Annotated in this window: 19 protein-coding genes; 7 read left to right on the forward strand and 12 right to left on the reverse strand. The window is 60.3% G+C overall.

The window, feature by feature from the left end; all coding sequences use genetic code 11:
* Nucleotides 1-5: 5 nt before the first annotated feature.
* Nucleotides 6-1,007, reverse strand: coding sequence for an NAD(P)-dependent oxidoreductase (locus tag CHEJ32_RS25035; protein WP_051469704.1), 1,002 nt, complete (start codon nucleotides 1,005-1,007; stop codon nucleotides 6-8).
* Nucleotides 1,008-1,016: 9 nt separating this feature from the next.
* Nucleotides 1,017-2,279: a glycosyltransferase gene (locus tag CHEJ32_RS0115905; RefSeq protein ID WP_028034671.1), complete on the reverse strand. Its 1,263-nt coding sequence runs from the start codon at nucleotides 2,277-2,279 to the stop codon at nucleotides 1,017-1,019.
* 334 nt (nucleotides 2,280-2,613) lie between these two features.
* Between CHEJ32_RS0115905 and rpsD the strand changes: the two genes are divergently transcribed.
* The 3 genes from rpsD to CHEJ32_RS0115920 all read left to right on the forward strand — a co-directional run bounded on the left by rpsD (nucleotide 2,614) and on the right by CHEJ32_RS0115920 (nucleotide 5,012).
* Nucleotides 2,614-3,231, forward strand: a complete 618-nt coding sequence (gene rpsD, locus CHEJ32_RS0115910) for a 30S ribosomal protein S4 (RefSeq protein ID WP_028034672.1) — start codon at nucleotides 2,614-2,616, stop codon at nucleotides 3,229-3,231.
* Nucleotides 3,232-3,316: 85 nt separating this feature from the next.
* Nucleotides 3,317-4,195 carry a tRNA 2-thiocytidine(32) synthetase TtcA gene (gene ttcA, locus CHEJ32_RS0115915; RefSeq protein ID WP_028034673.1) on the forward strand — a complete coding sequence of 293 codons (879 nt, stop codon included), beginning with the start codon at nucleotides 3,317-3,319 and terminating at the stop codon, nucleotides 4,193-4,195.
* Complete coding sequence (locus CHEJ32_RS0115920) at nucleotides 4,185-5,012, forward strand: inositol monophosphatase family protein (protein WP_028034674.1); 828 nt, start codon at nucleotides 4,185-4,187, stop codon at nucleotides 5,010-5,012. Before ttcA ends, CHEJ32_RS0115920 begins: the two co-directional genes overlap by 11 nt.
* Here the strand turns inward: CHEJ32_RS0115920 and CHEJ32_RS0115925 are convergent, their stop codons facing one another.
* Together CHEJ32_RS0115925 and grxD are read right to left on the reverse strand one after the other, a co-directional pair.
* Nucleotides 5,013-6,260 carry a multidrug effflux MFS transporter gene (locus CHEJ32_RS0115925; protein WP_028034675.1) on the reverse strand — a complete coding sequence of 416 codons (1,248 nt, stop codon included), beginning with the start codon at nucleotides 6,258-6,260 and terminating at the stop codon, nucleotides 5,013-5,015.
* A 190-nt stretch (nucleotides 6,261-6,450) separates the two neighbouring features.
* Complete coding sequence (gene grxD / locus CHEJ32_RS0115930; protein WP_028034676.1) at nucleotides 6,451-6,786, reverse strand: Grx4 family monothiol glutaredoxin; 336 nt, start codon at nucleotides 6,784-6,786, stop codon at nucleotides 6,451-6,453.
* Between the two features lie 514 nt (nucleotides 6,787-7,300).
* On the opposite strand from grxD, the gene CHEJ32_RS0115935 reads away from it, so the two are divergent.
* Nucleotides 7,301-7,819, forward strand: coding sequence for a hypothetical protein (locus CHEJ32_RS0115935; protein ID WP_028034677.1), 519 nt, complete (start codon nucleotides 7,301-7,303; stop codon nucleotides 7,817-7,819).
* A 132-nt stretch (nucleotides 7,820-7,951) separates the two neighbouring features.
* Here the strand turns inward: CHEJ32_RS0115935 and CHEJ32_RS0115940 are convergent, their stop codons facing one another.
* From CHEJ32_RS0115940 to purC, 7 genes are all read right to left on the reverse strand, one after another.
* Nucleotides 7,952-8,185 (reverse strand): BolA/IbaG family iron-sulfur metabolism protein, encoded by a 234-nt coding sequence (locus CHEJ32_RS0115940; RefSeq protein ID WP_028034678.1) that lies wholly within the window; start codon nucleotides 8,183-8,185, stop codon nucleotides 7,952-7,954.
* 28 nt (nucleotides 8,186-8,213) lie between these two features.
* On the reverse strand, nucleotides 8,214-10,448 hold the full coding sequence (gene purL, locus CHEJ32_RS0115945; protein ID WP_028034679.1) for a phosphoribosylformylglycinamidine synthase subunit PurL: 2,235 nt from the start codon (nucleotides 10,446-10,448) through the stop codon (nucleotides 8,214-8,216).
* 162 nt (nucleotides 10,449-10,610) lie between these two features.
* Nucleotides 10,611-11,027 (reverse strand): hypothetical protein, encoded by a 417-nt coding sequence (locus CHEJ32_RS0115950; RefSeq protein WP_156936717.1) that lies wholly within the window; start codon nucleotides 11,025-11,027, stop codon nucleotides 10,611-10,613.
* 50 nt (nucleotides 11,028-11,077) lie between these two features.
* The gene (purQ, locus tag CHEJ32_RS0115955; protein WP_028034681.1) at nucleotides 11,078-11,746 is read right to left on the reverse strand and encodes a phosphoribosylformylglycinamidine synthase subunit PurQ; all 669 of its coding nucleotides are present in this window, start codon (nucleotides 11,744-11,746) and stop codon (nucleotides 11,078-11,080) included.
* Nucleotides 11,743-12,003, reverse strand: coding sequence for a hypothetical protein (locus CHEJ32_RS0115960; RefSeq protein ID WP_028034682.1), 261 nt, complete (start codon nucleotides 12,001-12,003; stop codon nucleotides 11,743-11,745). Before CHEJ32_RS0115960 ends, purQ begins: the two co-directional genes overlap by 4 nt.
* Before the next feature lie 22 nt (nucleotides 12,004-12,025).
* Nucleotides 12,026-12,268, reverse strand: a complete 243-nt coding sequence (gene purS, locus CHEJ32_RS0115965; RefSeq protein ID WP_028034683.1) for a phosphoribosylformylglycinamidine synthase subunit PurS — start codon at nucleotides 12,266-12,268, stop codon at nucleotides 12,026-12,028.
* A 20-nt stretch (nucleotides 12,269-12,288) separates the two neighbouring features.
* On the reverse strand, nucleotides 12,289-13,080 hold the full coding sequence (gene purC / locus CHEJ32_RS0115970; RefSeq protein ID WP_028034684.1) for a phosphoribosylaminoimidazolesuccinocarboxamide synthase: 792 nt from the start codon (nucleotides 13,078-13,080) through the stop codon (nucleotides 12,289-12,291).
* Between the two features lie 246 nt (nucleotides 13,081-13,326).
* On the opposite strand from purC, the gene CHEJ32_RS0115975 reads away from it, so the two are divergent.
* Together CHEJ32_RS0115975 and CHEJ32_RS25040 are read left to right on the forward strand one after the other, a co-directional pair.
* A complete protein-coding gene (locus tag CHEJ32_RS0115975) occupies nucleotides 13,327-13,647 on the forward strand; it encodes a DUF1476 domain-containing protein (protein ID WP_028034685.1) in 321 nt (106 codons plus the stop codon).
* Nucleotides 13,647-14,432, forward strand: a complete 786-nt coding sequence (locus CHEJ32_RS25040) for an HpcH/HpaI aldolase/citrate lyase family protein (protein ID WP_245261136.1) — start codon at nucleotides 13,647-13,649, stop codon at nucleotides 14,430-14,432. Before CHEJ32_RS0115975 ends, CHEJ32_RS25040 begins: the two co-directional genes overlap by 1 nt.
* On the opposite strand, the gene CHEJ32_RS0115985 is transcribed toward CHEJ32_RS25040, so the two are convergent.
* Entirely contained in the window at nucleotides 14,429-14,977 is a 549-nt protein-coding gene (locus CHEJ32_RS0115985) for an alpha/beta hydrolase (protein ID WP_028034686.1), read from the reverse strand. The two genes, CHEJ32_RS25040 and CHEJ32_RS0115985, sit on opposite strands and share 4 nt — an antisense overlap.
* A 179-nt stretch (nucleotides 14,978-15,156) precedes the next feature.
* Here CHEJ32_RS0115985 and CHEJ32_RS0115990 point away from each other — a divergent pair, with 179 nt between their 5' ends.
* Nucleotides 15,157-15,960, forward strand: a complete 804-nt coding sequence (locus CHEJ32_RS0115990; RefSeq protein ID WP_028034687.1) for a VOC family protein — start codon at nucleotides 15,157-15,159, stop codon at nucleotides 15,958-15,960.
* Nucleotides 15,961-16,051: the final 91 nt, after the last annotated feature.

The following is a 16,051-nucleotide window of genomic DNA, read 5'->3' on the forward strand; positions in this document are numbered from 1 at the left end:
TTTCATCAAGTCAGGATGTCCACATCCAGTCGCTGGCGCCTGTTTTGGCGGCCAAGATGATCCAGCATGCGCCTGATGCCTTCGCGCAGGCCGATGGACGGCACGAGTCCGAACGAGGATTGCAGGGCTGTGTCACCACAGCGGAAGAATGCGCCTTCCGGCTTGTCGGTCATGCCGGAGATGTTCGGAGTCCAGCCGATCTCCGCAGTGACCATGCCCGCAAGTTCGATGAAGGACGTAGGTGTTCCGGAAGAGAGGTTGAGGCTGGCGCCATTCGGTAACTGGCGGAAGGTCTTCCAGATGAACTCGACGCAGTCCTCGATATGGATGAAGTCACGGCACTGATGGCCGCTCCCCCATACGAAAACCTCGCTCGCACCCTTCTGTTTGAGAAGCCTGTTGCAGATCGCCGGGAAGGGATAGGAGAAATCCTGATCTTCCCCATAGCCGCTGAACGGCCGGTACGCGACGGCCCGGCCGGCATATTTTTCGACATAGAGTTTCAGGAGATACTCGCCGGTCAGCTTGGACCAGCCATAGCTCAAGTCCGGGACGCCGACGGCATCGGTAAAGTCGATCATGTCTTCGGCGAGCTTTTGACACACACCCGCACGCTGTAGGCTCATGGGGTAAGCGGCGCTGGAGCTGAGATAGACGACGAGTCCCGGTTCCGTGCGCGCCGCCCACCTCCACATGGAAGCGTCTATCGCCAGATCTTCGGCTACGCAGAGTGCATGGTTCTCAAGCTTTATGCGGCCACCGACGATGGCGGCCAGATGAAACACATAATCGAACCGCTCTTCCGATCTGTCGAAGAAGAGCCGGCAGTCCTCATGAATGAAGGAGAATGCGCCTTTCGGTCGGCAAGGCCAATGGTCCGGGTGACGCGCTCCCGTTCCGAAGACCAAGGAATCCACACAGACGACTTCGATACCTTCCGAAAGCAGCTTTGCGCAGAGATGGCGCCCGGCAAAGCCTGCTCCTCCCGTCACCAGTGCACGCGCCATTTCTCCTCCCTAATGGGCCGTGAAAGAGACTTTGCCCAAATAAATGTCGACGATCCTGCGGGACCACTCCTCCCAACTCGGGGCGATCTTCTGGCCATAGGCGAACGCGCCGTCGCTCAACCGCCGCACGAGTTCGGCGTTACGCATGAGAGCCATTTTTTCCGCCAGGGATTTCGCGTTTCCGCTCTCAAAGACCAGCCCCGCTCGGTTCTCCTCGACCTCTCTGGCGATGAGGGCGTTGCTGCTCACGATGACGGGGATGCCGCACATCAGTGCCTCGGCCGTCACCAGGCCATAGGGCTCGGGCATTCTTGACGGCATGATCAGATATCGGGTCTTGCAGGCGATCCGGGCGACTTCGTCGTCTTCAAGCCAGCCGGCCACCCGGCAATGGGGGAGCGCCAGCCGCGTTTCTGCAAGAAGTGGCCCCCGACCGATGAGTGTGGCGGATATGCGCGTGTAGTTGAGAGCTTCCGCGAGCGTGCGCACACCCTTTTCCCAGGTCATGCGGCCCAGATAGAGAACGGTTTCGTTTTCCCATGCCCGCACGCGCCCGTTTCTTGAGAGGGGGGTCGCCGGCGTTCTGAGGGTCAGGAATTTCCTCAACGGGCCGGACCGCAGATATGGTTCCATATTCTCATGCGCGAGAATGATGTCGACCCGGCTCCAAAAGGCATCGCCGGCGCCTTTCTGGGTGAGGGAGCGTGCGAAGCGCCAGAGCTTATGGAAATAATTGCGCTTGTCACAATTTGTGGCGAGGCACGGAAGGGAAAGAGGACGAAGATTGCAGATGTCACCCCTCCGGTAGTTCACGTAACCACCATTGGGACATGCCGCAAAAAAATCGTGTGTGGTGAGAAGCACCCTTGCATCGTGCCGCGCAAGAGCGTGGAAGATCGACGGCGAGAGTATCTGTGACCAGCCGTGGACGTGAACGACGGTGTTTCCGGAGCGGGCTGTAAGCAACTGCCGCAGCGCCCGATAGGCTCGAGGATTGAAATTCCTGCTGAACAAATCCCCCGCGCTGACGCCATCCCGCAGAGGCTTCTCCCCCAACGCCTCGACATGCACCTGCGGAAACATCTCGCGAATGCCGGCGCCGTCATCCCCCACCAGGACCGCACAATCGATATTCGCCGCAGTGGCGGCCTCGATGCAGCGCATTGCTACCTTGGTGGCGCCGCCCCGGACAGTCGACACGTCATTGATCACCAAAAGGCGCAACGAAACCCCCCGCTCCAGGACCACGGAGTTCGTAAAAGCGGATGCCATCCGTGATCACGTTGAATATCCCACCTTTCACGGGAGGGGATTAACTTGTCATTTCGCATTAGAAAGGGAGGAGGGCCTTCGTCCTTGCTTACTGGGGGATGGCGCCGAACGGTTGATTGTCACAAACGGTTGACTTTCCTGCCCATCTCCCCTAGGGACAGTCGCGAGCGCGATGGCGTCATTCGCCGCCGCGCTTTTTTGACGTGTCCCGTGGAAGTTGCCTCAAGCGTGTGGCAATGTCCTGTCAGGCCTCGGAAACGGAGGCCAGAGGAGGGCGCGTTTCCTTCATCCGTAACATGCGGTTGCGGATGTAATTTGTTGTAAAGGGAATGCGATGAGCAAACGCCAATCCGCGAAATACAAGATCGATCGCCGTATGGGCGAGAACATTTGGGGCCGCCCCAAATCGCCGGTCAACCGCCGTGAATACGGCCCGGGCCAGCACGGCCAGCGCCGCAAGGGGAAGCTTTCGGACTTCGGCCAGCAGCTGCGTGCGAAGCAGAAGCTCAAGGGCTATTACGGCGACATCTCCGAGAAGCAGTTCCGCCGCATCTATGACGAGGCGAACCGCCGCAAGGGCGAGACGACCGAAAACCTGATCGGCCTCCTGGAATCGCGCCTCGACGCGATCGTCTTCCGTGCCAAGTTCGTGCCGACGCCTTTCGCCGCGCGCCAGTTCATCAACCACGGCCATGTCAAGGTGAATGGTCGCCGGGTGAATATCCCGTCCTACCGCTGCAAGCCGGGCGACGTGATCGAGGTGCGTGAGAAGTCGAAGCAGCTCACCATGGTTCTGGAGGCGGTTGCGCTTCCCGAGCGCGACGTGCCGGATTACATCGAGGTCGATCACAACAAGATGACCGCGAAATATGTCCGCATGCCTGCGCTCGCCGACGTGCCCTATGCGGTGGTGATGGAGCCCAACCTCGTCATCGAGTACTATTCGCGCTGATATCTGTTCAGTTCGTTGGAAGAGGCCGCCATTGGCGGCCTTTTTCTTTTGTTGGACCGGCGTTATGGAGGGGCGGGAGATCATCATGACAATCCACCAGCCGCGTTTGCCCCATACCGCCGACCCCGATGAAGCCGCCGGTCATCCGCTCTTTGCCGGCGCGCCCTCCTCGGTGGAGTTCAACAAGCTCAGGAAACGTCTCCTGCGCCAAACCCGGCAAGTGCTTGAGGATTTCTCGATGGTGCGGCCAGGTGAGCGCTGGCTGATCGCCCTGTCCGGCGGCAAGGATTCCTATGGCCTGCTCGCTATCCTGCTCGATCTGAAATGGCGCGGGCTTCTGCCGGTCGAACTTCTCGCCTGCAATCTCGACCAGGGTCAGCCGAATTTTCCAAAACACATATTGCCGGATTATCTGACGCGGCTCGGTGTTCCCCACCGCATCGAATACCAGGACACCTATTCCGTCGTCACTGAGAAGATCCCGGAAAACAGGACATACTGCTCATTATGCTCGCGCCTGCGCCGCGGGCATTTATATCGTATCGCGCGGGAGGAGGGGTGTTCTGCCCTGGTGCTTGGCCACCACCGCGAGGACATCCTTGAAACCTTCTTCATGAATCTCTTCCATGGTGGGCGGCTCGCTGCCATGCCCCCAAAGCTTCTGAACGACGAGGGCGATGTTCTGGTGCTGCGCCCGCTTGCTTATTGCGCGGAAGCGGATCTCGCCAAATTCGCCGAGGGGATGAAATTTCCGATCATCCCCTGCGACCTCTGCGGCAGCCAGGACGGCCTGCAGCGCAATGCCATGAAGGCCATGCTGGCTGACATCGAAAAACGCATGCCCGGCCGCAAGGATACGATGATCCGCGCGCTCACGAATGTGCGGCCGTCGCATCTGCTCGACCGCCAGCTTTTCGACTTCACAAATCTCTCTCCAGAAGAAAACCAGACTGATGCGTTTTGAAGAGAACCAGATCGAGTGGCTTTCGGAACTGCTCCGCGCTGCCGCAAAGGCCGAGATCATGCCCCGTTTCCGCCGGCTGGGCGATGCGGATGTGCGCCAGAAGTCTTCGCCAGCTGATCTGGTCACTGAAGCGGACGTCAACGCCGAACGCGTCATCACGAAGGCGCTGCTTGAACGTTATCCAAACGCGCTGGTCGTCGGTGAAGAAGCATGTGCGGCTGAGCCGTCCTTGTTATCGGGGCTAAAAGAGGCCGAACTGGCCTTCGTGCTCGATCCTGTCGACGGCACATTCAACTTCGCTTCCGGCGTTCCGCTTTTTGGCGTGATGCTCGGCGTCATCGTCAAGGGCGAGACCGTAGCAGGCATCATCCACGATCCGGTCGGCGACGACTGGCTGATTGGCCTGAAGGGCGGCGGCAGTCACATTCGGCGCGCCGATGGAGGACTTTCTGCCGTGCGGGTCGCCGATCCTGTTCCCGTGTCCGAAATGACGGGAGCGGTCTCATGGTCGTTCCTTGCGGAGCCGGAACGTTCGCGTCTGGCCAAAAACCACGCCAAGTGCCTTGCCTTGATTGGGTATCGTTGCGCGGCTCACGAATACCGGGTGATCGCGCAAGGATATGCGCATTTTGCGGTCTACGCGAAGCTCATGCCATGGGATCATCTTGCCGGCGCGCTTATTCATACGGAAGCTGGCGGCTATGTCGCCCGCTTTGACGGGAGCCCCTATCTTCCCTTCCATACAGACGGCGGCCTTCTGGTTGCCCCCGACCCCGAGAGCTGGAAGGCTCTCAGGGCGGAGCTATGGGCCGAATAGTCAGACCCGCGGGTTTATCTGCCGGAACAGCCGGCCATGCTCCCCGATCAGCACCAGAATGAGGCTCGCCAGGCCGAGTGCGAAGTAGCCCAGCGCCAAGGGGCGCAGCGTGCCGTCGAAAGCCTGCCCGATCAGGGCGCCGATGATGCCGCTTCCGATCGTTGCAATGAAACCCTGCACGGCTGCCGCAGTGCCGGCCACATGGCCGAGAGGTTCCATAGCGATCGCGTTGAAATTCGTGCCGACCCAGCCGAACTGGAACATCGAAACCGAGAAGAGCACGAAGAAAAGCCAGAAGGGAACAGGCCCGAGAAGAGCAAGCGCCAGCCAGATCCCGGTGGTGAAGAGAAAACCGAGAAGCGCACCGTGCGAAAGCCGCCGCATCCCGAAACGCCCGACGAAACGCGAATTGGTGAAGGACGATAGCGCCATCAGTCCCGCGCCAATCGCGAACATGATCGGGAAGAGAGTCCCGAGATCATAGATATCGACATAAATTTGCTGCGCGGAATTGATGAAGCCGAACAGCGCACCCAGGATCGCGGTGGTGGCGAGGGTGTAGCAGAGCGATATGCGATCCGTCAGCACGTAGCGGAAGCCCTGGACGATCGAACTGAAGGAGAGCGAGCGGCGCAGCTCCGGCGCGAGCGTTTCAGGCAGCCTCAGCATTGCCCAGAGCGTGACGGCCAGGGATGTGAAGCCCATCAGCAGGAAGATCATGTGCCAGCTGCCGAAGATCATTGCCGCTTGGCCGAGGCTTGGCGCAATGACCGGAATCACCATGAAGACCATCATCACCATGGAGAGGACCTCGGCCATCTGGCGGCCGCCGAAAATGTCGCGAATGGCTGAGATGGCGATGACGCGCGTCGCCGCCGCCCCGATGCCCTGCAGAAAGCGCAGGGCGAGAAGCAGGCCGAAACTCGGCGCGAACACGCACGCAAAGGCGGTCACGATATAGGCAGCCAATCCGACGAGCAGCGGTCCGCGGCGGCCGAAGCGGTCGGCTATAGGCCCATAGAAAAGCTGTGCCACGCCAAAGCCGCCGACATAGGCGCTGACGACGAGCTGGCGCCGGTTGGGATCCTCTACGCCAAGGGCAGCACCGATCTGCTGCAAGCCCGGCAGCATGATGTCTATGGCCATTGCGTTCAGCGCCATCAGCGCGGCCGCCAGACCCATGAACTCGGCCTTGCTGATGGTCAAAACGGATTTCGAATGGTCCTCCTGTGCAACTGCCTTTTGCATAGTCCGCTCCAATAGGAATGCGCGCGAAAAGTCACGCGGCCACAATCAAATAAGTCCAGGGTCCAAAAGTTTGCGCTCAGGACCGAACAGCGAAAAAATACGTCGGCCATTGGCCGACGTATGGGAAAGCTGGAATTTGGACGTCCGAAGAGCTTCGGGCGTTGATGCCGGCGTCAGGCGCCGGCGGAGATCAGGCCGCGCCGCGCGCAGTCACTCCCTTTTCCTCGAGGAAGGTTTTCAATTCGCCAGCCTGGAACATCTCGCGTACGATGTCACAGCCGCCGACGAATTCACCCTTCACATAAAGCTGGGGGATTGTCGGCCAGTTTGAATATTCCTTGATGCCCTGGCGCAACTCGTCCGAGGTCAGCACGTTGACGCCCTTGTAGTCGACCCCGAGATAGTCGAGAATCTGCACGACCTGGCCGGAGAAGCCGCACTGCGGGAAGCCGGGCGTTCCCTTCATGAAGAGAACCACGTCGTTCGTCTTCACCTCGTTGTCGATGAATTCATTGATGCCGCTCATCGCGTATTCCTTTCAGAGCCGGGGAGGGGACCGGCTAGCTAAGCATTGCTTACCTATACTTATTGCACGATTCGCGCGGGTGCAATGCGGCGAGAATTATTATCCTGGCGTGCGGAGGGCATGGTCACGGATGCCGGTGGCGCGTGCCATCGCAGTGCCTGCTCGAATCCGCAGGCATAAATAGAAAAAAACCGCTCATAACGAAAGGACGAATTACGTTCTCTCAGCGCTCGAAGTCTCTTCCGTCGTGCGGAAGGGAGCGTTCGGCAATTCGTAGAATATGTGTGAGGCCCCAAGAATGTTCCGGAACAATGTCGATACGGCCAGCACGCCGTCCCCTGCCTCTGGGATAGAGGCTCCGCCCGGCGTCCCCGCTAAAAGCAAGGAAAAGAGTTCCGACAAGGCCGAAAGTACAAGTGCTGGAGGCAATCAGACATCCTCCGGTGTTTTTCCGGAGATGTCATCGGATGTCAGCATCGAGGTGAACCGATTACCGGAGGAACATAGGGAACGTATGCTTCCGGAAACGAAGGGCCGCGTGGAGAATGTGCAGCGGGCAAGGTTGATCTCGTCCGTCGCTGCAAAAGCGCATGACGAATGGCGAGAGCCGCGCAAAATACCGGGCACCGGCGAGTACGAGCCGCGATGGAAGCCTGTCCGCGATAAGGACTGGATCGAGCAAAACCACGGAACGCCTTCGCTTCGCATGCAGGATGGTCGGTGCGAGGTGAATATCGCGGGACTTGCTCACAAGGATCTGCCGCCTGAGCATCGAAAGGAAAACGATGCATCGGCAGCAATTGCCGTCGACGCCATATTGCGGGCCTGCAGGAATGGTGTTCCCCTCGACGAAAGCTTTATCGAAAAGGCTGCTGAAGAGGAACACACGGCCTGGCTGGAACGGAACGGGTCCTGGGCTTCCGAAATCCAGAAGAAGCCTTACGCGGAGCTGCCGGAATCAGAGAAGGAGAAGGACCGCCGCTTCATCAGCGAGGCGATCGAAATCTTCCGACAGGATTCGATGGAGAGATAACCGACCGGCATAGAGCCGGGAGCACATGATATGCGCTTTCTCCTAAGCTCTCTCCATCGTCTCTGTAAATCGCCTCTCGATCTCAAACTCGTGAGAAGGCTTCCGGTGGCGCGTTCAGCAGGCGCGCCACCCTTAATCAGGTACGCTCGTCTGAAGGGCGAGGGCGTGCAGCACGCCACCCATATTGCCCTTCAGAGCTTCATAAACCATCTGGTGCTGCTGCACGCGTGTCTTGCCGCGGAAGCTTTCAGACACGACTTCTGCCGCATAGTGATCACCGTCGCCTGCAAGGTCGCGGATGATGACTTTTGCGTCGGGTATGGCTTCTTTGATCAGACGCTCAATATCGCCGGCGCTCATAGCCATGATTGCTACTCCCCTAATGCCCGTTCGTTCAGCTTGAACCACCGTCCCGCATGAACTTCGGAAACCAGCCCTCGTGGGCTTCTTTTAGTTCTGCGACGGGTATGGCACGGGCGTTGCCGAGTTTCAATTCGCCTCCGCCGGTGATGCCGATCCGGGCCAGTGAAACCCCCGCTTTCCTTGCCTCTTCCACCAGAGCGGCGAATTCCATGCCTTCTGGTGTGAGGGAGACGGTAAGGACGTAGCGGCCCTGATCTTCGCCGAAGAAGGCAGCAATGCTATCACCCGCCGGCGCATCGATCTCGGCACCAATGCCGGAAGCCATCGCCATTTCGGCCAGGGCGACTGCGAGGCCGCCATCAGAGCAGTCGTGCACGGCGGTGGCTGTTCCGGAGCGGATCAGGCCACGCACGAAATCGCCTGCGCGCTTCTCTTGCGCGAGATCGACCGGGGGCGGCGCACCCTCGATACGGCTATGGATATCGCGAAGATAGACGGACTGGCCAAGATGCGTGCCCCATCCTTCCGGGGCGCCTGCAAGGAGCACCACCTGTCCTTCTCCGGCAAAGCCGATGCGCGCCATCTTTGACCAGTCGGGGATGAGGCCGACGCCTGCGATGGTCGGCGTGGGCAGGATCGCCTGGCCAAGGGTTTCGTTATAGAGCGAAACGTTCCCCGAAACGACGGGAAAGGACAGCGCCCGGCAGGCCTCTCCGATACCTTGAACAGCGCGCACAAACTGGCCCATGATCTCGGGCCGCTCGGGATTGCCAAAATTCAGATTGTCGGTGACGGCCAATGGCTCGGCGCCTGTGGCGGTCAAATTGCGCCAGCATTCAGCCACCGCCTGCTTGCCGCCTTCGAACGGATCGGCCTCGCAGTAGCGCGGCGTCACGTCGGAAGAGAAGGCGAGCGCCTTGGTGGGATGGTCTTCCACGCGCACCACGCCTGCATCCCCGCCCGGGATCTGCAGCGAATTGCCTTGGATCAATGTGTCGTACTGTTCCCATACCCAGCGGCGCGAGGAAAGATCCGGCGAGCCCAGGAGCCTCAGGAGCGCGTCCGCGATGTCGGCTTGGGGCAAACACCTGGCATCGAGGGCAGGGGGTGCCTCGGGCTCGACCCAGGGCCGGTCATATTCCGGCGCTTCGTCGCCCAGATCCTTGATCGGGAGATTCGCCACCTCCTCTCCCTGGTGCAGAACGCGGAAGCGCAGATCATCGGTCGTGCGGCCGACGACCGCGAAATCGAGCCCCCATTTGCGGAAGATTGCTTCTGCCTCTTCGTGCTTCTCGGGGCGGAGCACCATGAGCATGCGCTCCTGGCTTTCCGAAAGCATCATCTCATAGGCGGTCATGCGCTCTTCGCGGACCGGCACCTTGTCCAGGTCGAGTTCTATCCCGAGGTCGCCCTTGGCTCCCATTTCGACCGCAGAGCAGGTGAGGCCTGCCGCACCCATGTCCTGGATGGCGATGACGGCGCCCGTCGCCATCAGTTCCAGGCATGCCTCCAGCAGGCACTTTTCCGTGAAGGGGTCGCCCACCTGAACGGTCGGCCGCTTCTCGTCGATCGCCTCGTCGAATTCGGCCGAGGCCATTGTGGCACCGCCAACGCCGTCGCGGCCGGTCTTGGCGCCAAGATAGACGACGGGAAGCCCAACGCCTTCAGCCTTGGAGTAGAAGATCCCATCCGTGCGGGCGAGGCCCGCGGCGAAGGCGTTCACCAGGCAGTTGCCATTGTAGCGAGGATCGAAATTGACCTCGCCGCCGACGGTCGGCACGCCGAAGGAATTGCCATAGCCGCCGACGCCCGCCACCACGCCGGCCACCAGATGCCTGGTCTTGGGATGGTCCGGCGCGCCGAAGCGCAGCGCGTTCATGGCCGCGATTGGCCGTGCGCCCATGGTGAAGACATCGCGCAAGATGCCGCCCACGCCCGTGGCTGCACCCTGATAAGGCTCGATATAGGAGGGGTGGTTGTGGCTCTCCATCTTGAAGACGACGCATTGGCCATCGCCAATATCGACCACGCCCGCATTCTCGCCGGGCCCCTGGATCACCTGTGGGCCGGAGGTGGGCAGGGTGCGCAGCCACTTCTTCGAGCTTTTATACGAGCAATGCTCGTTCCACATGGCCGAAAAGATGCCAAGCTCGGTAAAGGTCGGCTCGCGGCCGATCAGGTCGAGAATGCGCTGGTACTCGTCAGGCTTGAGGCCATGTGCGGCGATGAGCTCTGGCGTGATGGCGATGTCGTTTCGAATGGTCATGAGAGCGATTGATTCCGGCCGGATTGTAAGCTTCCCCATAGCGCGGGGAAGCGTGGCGATACACCCTGATGGGTTCTGAAAAAGTGTCGCTTCCGCAAAAAGTCAGCCAAGTCTGTCATCTTCCGCGAAGATGTATCGGGGCACGGCGCAGGGACCGGCCAATCATGCATTCCCGCTGCATGCATTCGATCCCCCGGCCCACCGCTGAACATCCGCCGCAATTCGCGAGCCCGCCTGATGAGCCATCAGTGGCCCGAAAACTTCCACCCTTGCCGGGTTGCCTTCCGCGTGCACGACGAGCAGTGGCCGCGCTTCCGGAGTGCCGGCTGGAACGAGCAGGATGCGCGGACGCCCGCTATAGGAGTTCAGCTCGTCTGCAAGCCGGAAGGAGCGAAAGCTTGGGTCCTTGGATCCGAACCAGCAGGTATGGGCTGAACGAGCGATGCGTTCCATTGTGGGCAGGGCAGCCATGTTTCCCGCCGTAAAGGCGAGAGGGCCGGGCCCAGGCTCATTGGACTGGCATGCACCCAGAAAGGCGGAGCCCGTCGCGATGAATGCCAATAGAACGTTCCGCGGCAATGCTTTCACTTCATCGCCCCTTTCGATCGGCTATGATTGATGAAGCGCCCTCAGGCCGCACGCCCGAGTACGCTTTCGAAGAGAGCCCGTCCATCGATGCCGCCATGGGCGGCTTCGATGAGATTTTCCGGATGCGGCATGAGACCAAGCACATTGCCGGCCTGGTTGACGATGCCGGCGATATCATTGATCGAGCCATTGGGATTGGTGCCTTCGGCATAGCGGAAGACCACCTGGCCGTCGCCCTCGATACGGGCAAGCGTTTCAGGATCGGCGAAGAAATTGCCGTCGTGATGCGCGACGGGGCAGCGAATGATCTGCCCCGGTGCGTAAGCGCGAGTGAAAGCCGTGTTGGCATTGGCCACCTGAAGCTTCACTTCGCGGCAAACGAATTTCAGCGACGCGTTGCGCATCAGCGCGCCCGGAAGGAGACCTGCTTCGAGCAGGATCTGGAACCCATTGCAGACCCCAATGACAAGCACCCCCTTTGCCGCCCTTTCGGCCACCGCCCGCATGACGGGCATGCGTGCAGCGATGGCGCCGCAGCGCAGATAGTCACCATAGGAGAAACCGCCGGGAAGGACGATCAGGTCGACCTCCGGCAGTTCTGTATCGGTCTGCCAGACCTTGATCGGCGCTTTTCCGGAAATCTTCGTGAGAGCGGCGATCATATCGCGGTCGCGATTGAGGCCGGGGAGCTGGATGACGGCTGATTTCATGCGTTCGGTTCGTAAGGTTTCTGCGGCCCTTCGGCCATTTCTCGAGGTTCGAGGCGGCGTTCGATGCGGTCCAGGTGCCCATCGTGGCGGGCAAGGATGCCGTTGATGTTGTGGATGTCCGTCTGGATTCCGATCATGTGACCGCGGATGACGTTTAATTCGGTCTTGACCTCAGACACGTCCGCCCTGAGTTCCGTCAAATCACGCTGCACGCGTTTGAGCAGTCCGTAGGTCAGATCGCCGACTGAATCCGTCATCTCCGTCCTTTTGCCCGCAACCTCAGGTAATCGAGATACTATAGTTCTCGATCACCGTGTTCGCCAGCAAACGCTCGCACATTTCCTTGAGGTCGGTTTCCGCCTTGGCCTTGTCAGAGCCGTCGAGTTCCAGGTCGAAGACTTTGCCCTGCCGAACCGAACCGATGCCGGAAAAGCTCAAACCCCTCAGCGCGCCTTCAATGGCTTTTCCCTGCGGGTCGAGCACGCCATTCTTGAGCGTGACGATGACGCGTGCCTTGATCACTTTCAGTCTGCCCCTTGATTTCAGTGGCGGGTTTCGCCGTCAGGCTTGGATGAGACGAGCACTGGGCCGGTCGGCTTCGGCGGCTCGTTTTCGTTCATGATGCCGAGGCGGCGCGCCACTTCCTGGTAGGCCTCCACCAGTCCGCCCATGTCGCGGCGGAAACGGTCCTTATCCAGCTTGTCCCGCGTGTTGATGTCCCACAGGCGGCAGGAATCGGGCGAGATCTCGTCGGCAACGACGATGCGCATCATGTCGCCCTCCCAAAGGCGGCCGCACTCGATCTTGAAATCGACGAGCTGGATGCCGACGCCGAGGAAAAGGCCGGAGAGGAAATCATTGACGCGGATGGCGAGCGCCATGATGTCGTCGATTTCCTGCGGGCTCGCCCAGCCGAATGCGGTGATATGCTCTTCGGAGACCATCGGATCGTCGAGAGCGTCCGCCTTGTAATAGAACTCGATGATCGAGCGCGGGAGCACGGTGCCTTCCTCGATACCGAGTCTTTTTGCGAGCGATCCTGCGGCAATATTGCGCACCACGATCTCGAGCGGGATGATCTCGACTTCCTTGATCAGCTGCTCGCGCATATTGAGCCGGCGGATGAAGTGGGTGGGAATGCCCATCCGGTTCAAATGCTCGAAAATATACTCCGAGATACGGTTGTTCAGCACGCCCTTGCCATCGACGACCTCGTGCTTCTTCTTGTTGAAGGCCGTGGCATCGTCCTTGAAGAATTGGATCAGCGTACCTGGCTCGGGGCCTTCGTAAAGAATCTTGGCCTTGCCTTCATATATGCGGCGGCGACGGTTCATGGCTTTCTCTGGTTTTCGTGTGCCGGTCCTAACATGGTGTCATTGGCCCGACTCGGCATGAGGGGAGGAGCCAGCTGGCTCCTGCGGTCTCTAGCGCAAAGAGCCCGGTATCTCAATCGGCATTTCGACTCGTTGACGGATTCGAACGCTCCTATTGACCAAGCGCGTGCTTCTGTTTCTAAAATGCGCGTGCCCGAGCACGCGGCATCTCTCGTGGGATGCGCTGGTGCCAAGCCGGAGGTTTCGATGAGCAATATGAAAGAGCGCGAAGAAACATTCGAGCGGATGTTCGTGCGCGATGAGGAACTCAGGTTCAAGGCAACGGCTCGCCGCAACAAGCTCCTGGGACTTTGGGCTGCAGAAAAGCTCGGCAAGACGGGCGACGAGGCCCAGTCCTATGCGAAGGACGTGGTCAAAGCCGACTTCGAGGAGCCGGGCGATGAGGATGTGTTCCGCAAGCTGCGGCGCGACTTCGATGCTGCCGGCGTCAACGAAACCGATGAGGCCATACGCCTGCAGATGTTAGATCTTATGGGTCAGGCCATCGCTCAAGTGAAAAGCGAGTGATGATGCGCCGGCTTTCCGAACGGCTCGCGAGCGGCGAGACTGTCCTTACCGCGTGGTCAGCAATTCCGGACGCATTGACCGTCGAGGCTGTTGCGGCCGCAGGCTTTGATGCGGTCACGCTCGACATGCAGCATGGCGGCCATCATGAGGACAGCGTGCTGCGCAGCATCACGCCGATCCTGCATCGTGGCAGGCACCCCATCGTACGCATCCCGGTAGGGCGTTTTGACATGGCGAGCCGGGCGCTCGATTTCGGCGCCGAAGCCGTTATCGCTCCCATGATCAATTCCTTGGAGGACGCACGGCGTTTCGCCGCTGCCGTGGCCTACCCTCCGCGTGGAGAACGTTCCTGGGGGCCGACCTTCGCCCTTCCGCGTTCCGGTGAAAGCGGCTGGCAGAATTGGCTGGACACCGCCAAGGGACGCACCCTGGCCTTCGCCATGGTAGAGACGCAGGAGGCTTTTGAGCTCCTCGACGAAATCCTGGCCGTGGAGGGCATAGACGGTATTTTCGTCGGGCCGTCCGATTTTTCACTCGCCTGGACGGAAGGAAAAGCCATCGATCCCTCCTTGCCGGCGATGATGGAAGCGATCAGCCGCATTGCCGATAGAACGCGCGCGGCGGGCAAGCACGCTGCCATTTATTCCGTCGACCCCGCCCTGGTGGGCCGCTTCCGTGACATGGGTTTCAGCCTCTTCGCGTTCGGCAATGAATATGCCTATATCGCCCACGGCGCTGCGGGAATGATCGCCAAGGCCAAAGGCGGCGTTGGCGAGCGCGACTAAAGCCGCGACAGGAACCGGGCGAAGGCCAGGGTTCCTTCCGGCCAGGGGCCGAATCCGGCCTCGGTATTAATATGTCCCGCCTCTCCGGCATCAAGAAGAACTGAACCCCAGGCAGCGGCGATTTCCTCCGCCTGCTCGAAACTGCCGAAATGATCGTTGCGGCTTGCCACCACGATCGACGGGAAGGGTAGCGGATCGCGCGGATATGGCCCGAAGGTCATCAGATGCTTAGGCCTGATCTTCGGATTTGCCACATCGGGCGGAGCGACGAAGAAGGCGCCGGCGACTTTCCTGCGAAAATGCGGAATGCCATGCACGGCCGAAGCTATGCCAAGCGAATGGGCGACCAGAACCACCGGCTTTTCCGCCTTGTTCACAGCCTCGACCACCCTGTTCACCCAGTCCTCACGCACGGGTTTGGACCATTCCGCCTGCTCGACGCGGCGAGCGGTCGCAAGCCGCGCCTGCCATCGCGTCTGCCAATGGTCAGGCCCTGAATTGGTGTAACCGGGGATGATGAGGATATCTGCGTCCTTGGCTTTCATGGCCGCGCATGTAGCCAGCATGATCGTTCCGTGCAACCCGGCACAGATGGTCGTGATCGGTGAACACGGTGTTCTCTACTCGACGCTTGTTTTGGAGGAGGAGCGGGATCACATAGATTTGAGACGGCGCCGGAATGGGCGCTTCGGTGCGGCATTGATGTGGCTGCCAGGAGTTCAACATGGCAAATCTTCCATTTGCAGCGACGACGCCGACGAGCATTGCCGCTGTGGGGCTGAAAGCACGCGATGCCGAGGCGCTGGCGGGCTTCTACCGCGACGTCATCGGTCTGGCCGAGATATCGCGAGGTGACGGAGCGATCACGCTCGGCGCAGGCGAGCGGAAAATTCTGGTCGTCGAGGAAGACAAGGCTGCTCTGCCGGATGATCCCCGGGAGGCGGGCCTGTTCCACACTGCGTTTCTTCTGCCATCCCGCGCCGATCTTGGCCGCTGGGCGCGTTATGCGCTGGAGCAGCAGGTTCCGCTGGATGGCGCCTCCAATCATCTCGTCAGTGAGGCGATCTATCTGAGCGATCCCGAGGGAAACGGCATCGAAATTTATGCCGATCGGCCGCGCGAGAGCTGGCCTTGGGAAGATGGGCAGGTAGCCATGAAGACCTTGCGGCTGGATTTCGACGATCTCCTTTCGGCTGGAGGAGACGAGACCTGGACCGGCGCGCCTGACGGAACGGTGGTCGGTCATGTGCATCTGCGTGTCGGCGATCCGGCGGAAGCCGAACGTTGGTGGCATGACAATTTGGGCTTTGAAACCATGGCCCGGTACGGCCCGAGCGCCGTGTTTCTCGCGTCGGGTGGCTATCACCACCACGTGGGCGCCAATGTCTGGCACAGCCTCGGTGCGGGACGGAGGAATCCCGCCCGCGCCGGCCTTTCGTGGGTTCAGTTCAGCGCTGCTGACGCTGAAGGCGAGCGTATGCTCGAAGACCCTTGGGGTACGATCATCAAGGTAAGCCGGAAGGCCTAAGGCCTGTTGAGATTCAGGATTCCATGCCGCGCTTGTTCGTGATTCAAGCTTCGGATGGAGCGATTCGTACTGACTGACGCCCAATGGGCGA

The sequence above is a fragment of the Chelativorans sp. J32 genome (genome assembly GCF_000518985.1).
Taxonomy (GTDB): Bacteria; Pseudomonadota; Alphaproteobacteria; order Rhizobiales; family Rhizobiaceae; genus Chelativorans.

Excerpts from the sequence above, each read along its gene's own strand:
- CHEJ32_RS25035 (WP_051469704.1), bottom strand. The coding sequence starts at position 1,007 with ATGGCGCGTGCACTGGTGACGGGAGGAGCAGGCTTTGCCGGGCGCCAT.
- CHEJ32_RS0115905 (WP_028034671.1), bottom strand. The coding sequence starts at position 2,279 with ATGGCATCCGCTTTTACGAACTCCGTGGTCCTGGAGCGGGGGGTTTCG.
- rpsD (WP_028034672.1), top strand. The coding sequence starts at position 2,614 with ATGAGCAAACGCCAATCCGCGAAATACAAGATCGATCGCCGTATGGGC.
- ttcA (WP_028034673.1), top strand. The coding sequence starts at position 3,317 with ATGACAATCCACCAGCCGCGTTTGCCCCATACCGCCGACCCCGATGAA.
- CHEJ32_RS0115920 (WP_028034674.1), top strand. The coding sequence starts at position 4,185 with ATGCGTTTTGAAGAGAACCAGATCGAGTGGCTTTCGGAACTGCTCCGC.
- CHEJ32_RS0115925 (WP_028034675.1), bottom strand. The coding sequence starts at position 6,260 with ATGCAAAAGGCAGTTGCACAGGAGGACCATTCGAAATCCGTTTTGACC.
- grxD (WP_028034676.1), bottom strand. The coding sequence starts at position 6,786 with ATGAGCGGCATCAATGAATTCATCGACAACGAGGTGAAGACGAACGAC.
- CHEJ32_RS0115935 (WP_028034677.1), top strand. The coding sequence starts at position 7,301 with ATGCTTCCGGAAACGAAGGGCCGCGTGGAGAATGTGCAGCGGGCAAGG.
- CHEJ32_RS0115940 (WP_028034678.1), bottom strand. The coding sequence starts at position 8,185 with ATGGCTATGAGCGCCGGCGATATTGAGCGTCTGATCAAAGAAGCCATA.
- purL (WP_028034679.1), bottom strand. The coding sequence starts at position 10,448 with ATGACCATTCGAAACGACATCGCCATCACGCCAGAGCTCATCGCCGCA.
- purQ (WP_028034681.1), bottom strand. The coding sequence starts at position 11,746 with ATGAAATCAGCCGTCATCCAGCTCCCCGGCCTCAATCGCGACCGCGAT.
- CHEJ32_RS0115960 (WP_028034682.1), bottom strand. The coding sequence starts at position 12,003 with ATGACGGATTCAGTCGGCGATCTGACCTACGGACTGCTCAAACGCGTG.
- purC (WP_028034684.1), bottom strand. The coding sequence starts at position 13,080 with ATGAACCGTCGCCGCCGCATATATGAAGGCAAGGCCAAGATTCTTTAC.
- CHEJ32_RS0115975 (WP_028034685.1), top strand. The coding sequence starts at position 13,327 with ATGAGCAATATGAAAGAGCGCGAAGAAACATTCGAGCGGATGTTCGTG.
- CHEJ32_RS25040 (WP_245261136.1), top strand. The coding sequence starts at position 13,647 with ATGATGCGCCGGCTTTCCGAACGGCTCGCGAGCGGCGAGACTGTCCTT.
- CHEJ32_RS0115985 (WP_028034686.1), bottom strand. The coding sequence starts at position 14,977 with ATGAAAGCCAAGGACGCAGATATCCTCATCATCCCCGGTTACACCAAT.
- CHEJ32_RS0115990 (WP_028034687.1), top strand. The coding sequence starts at position 15,157 with ATGGCAAATCTTCCATTTGCAGCGACGACGCCGACGAGCATTGCCGCT.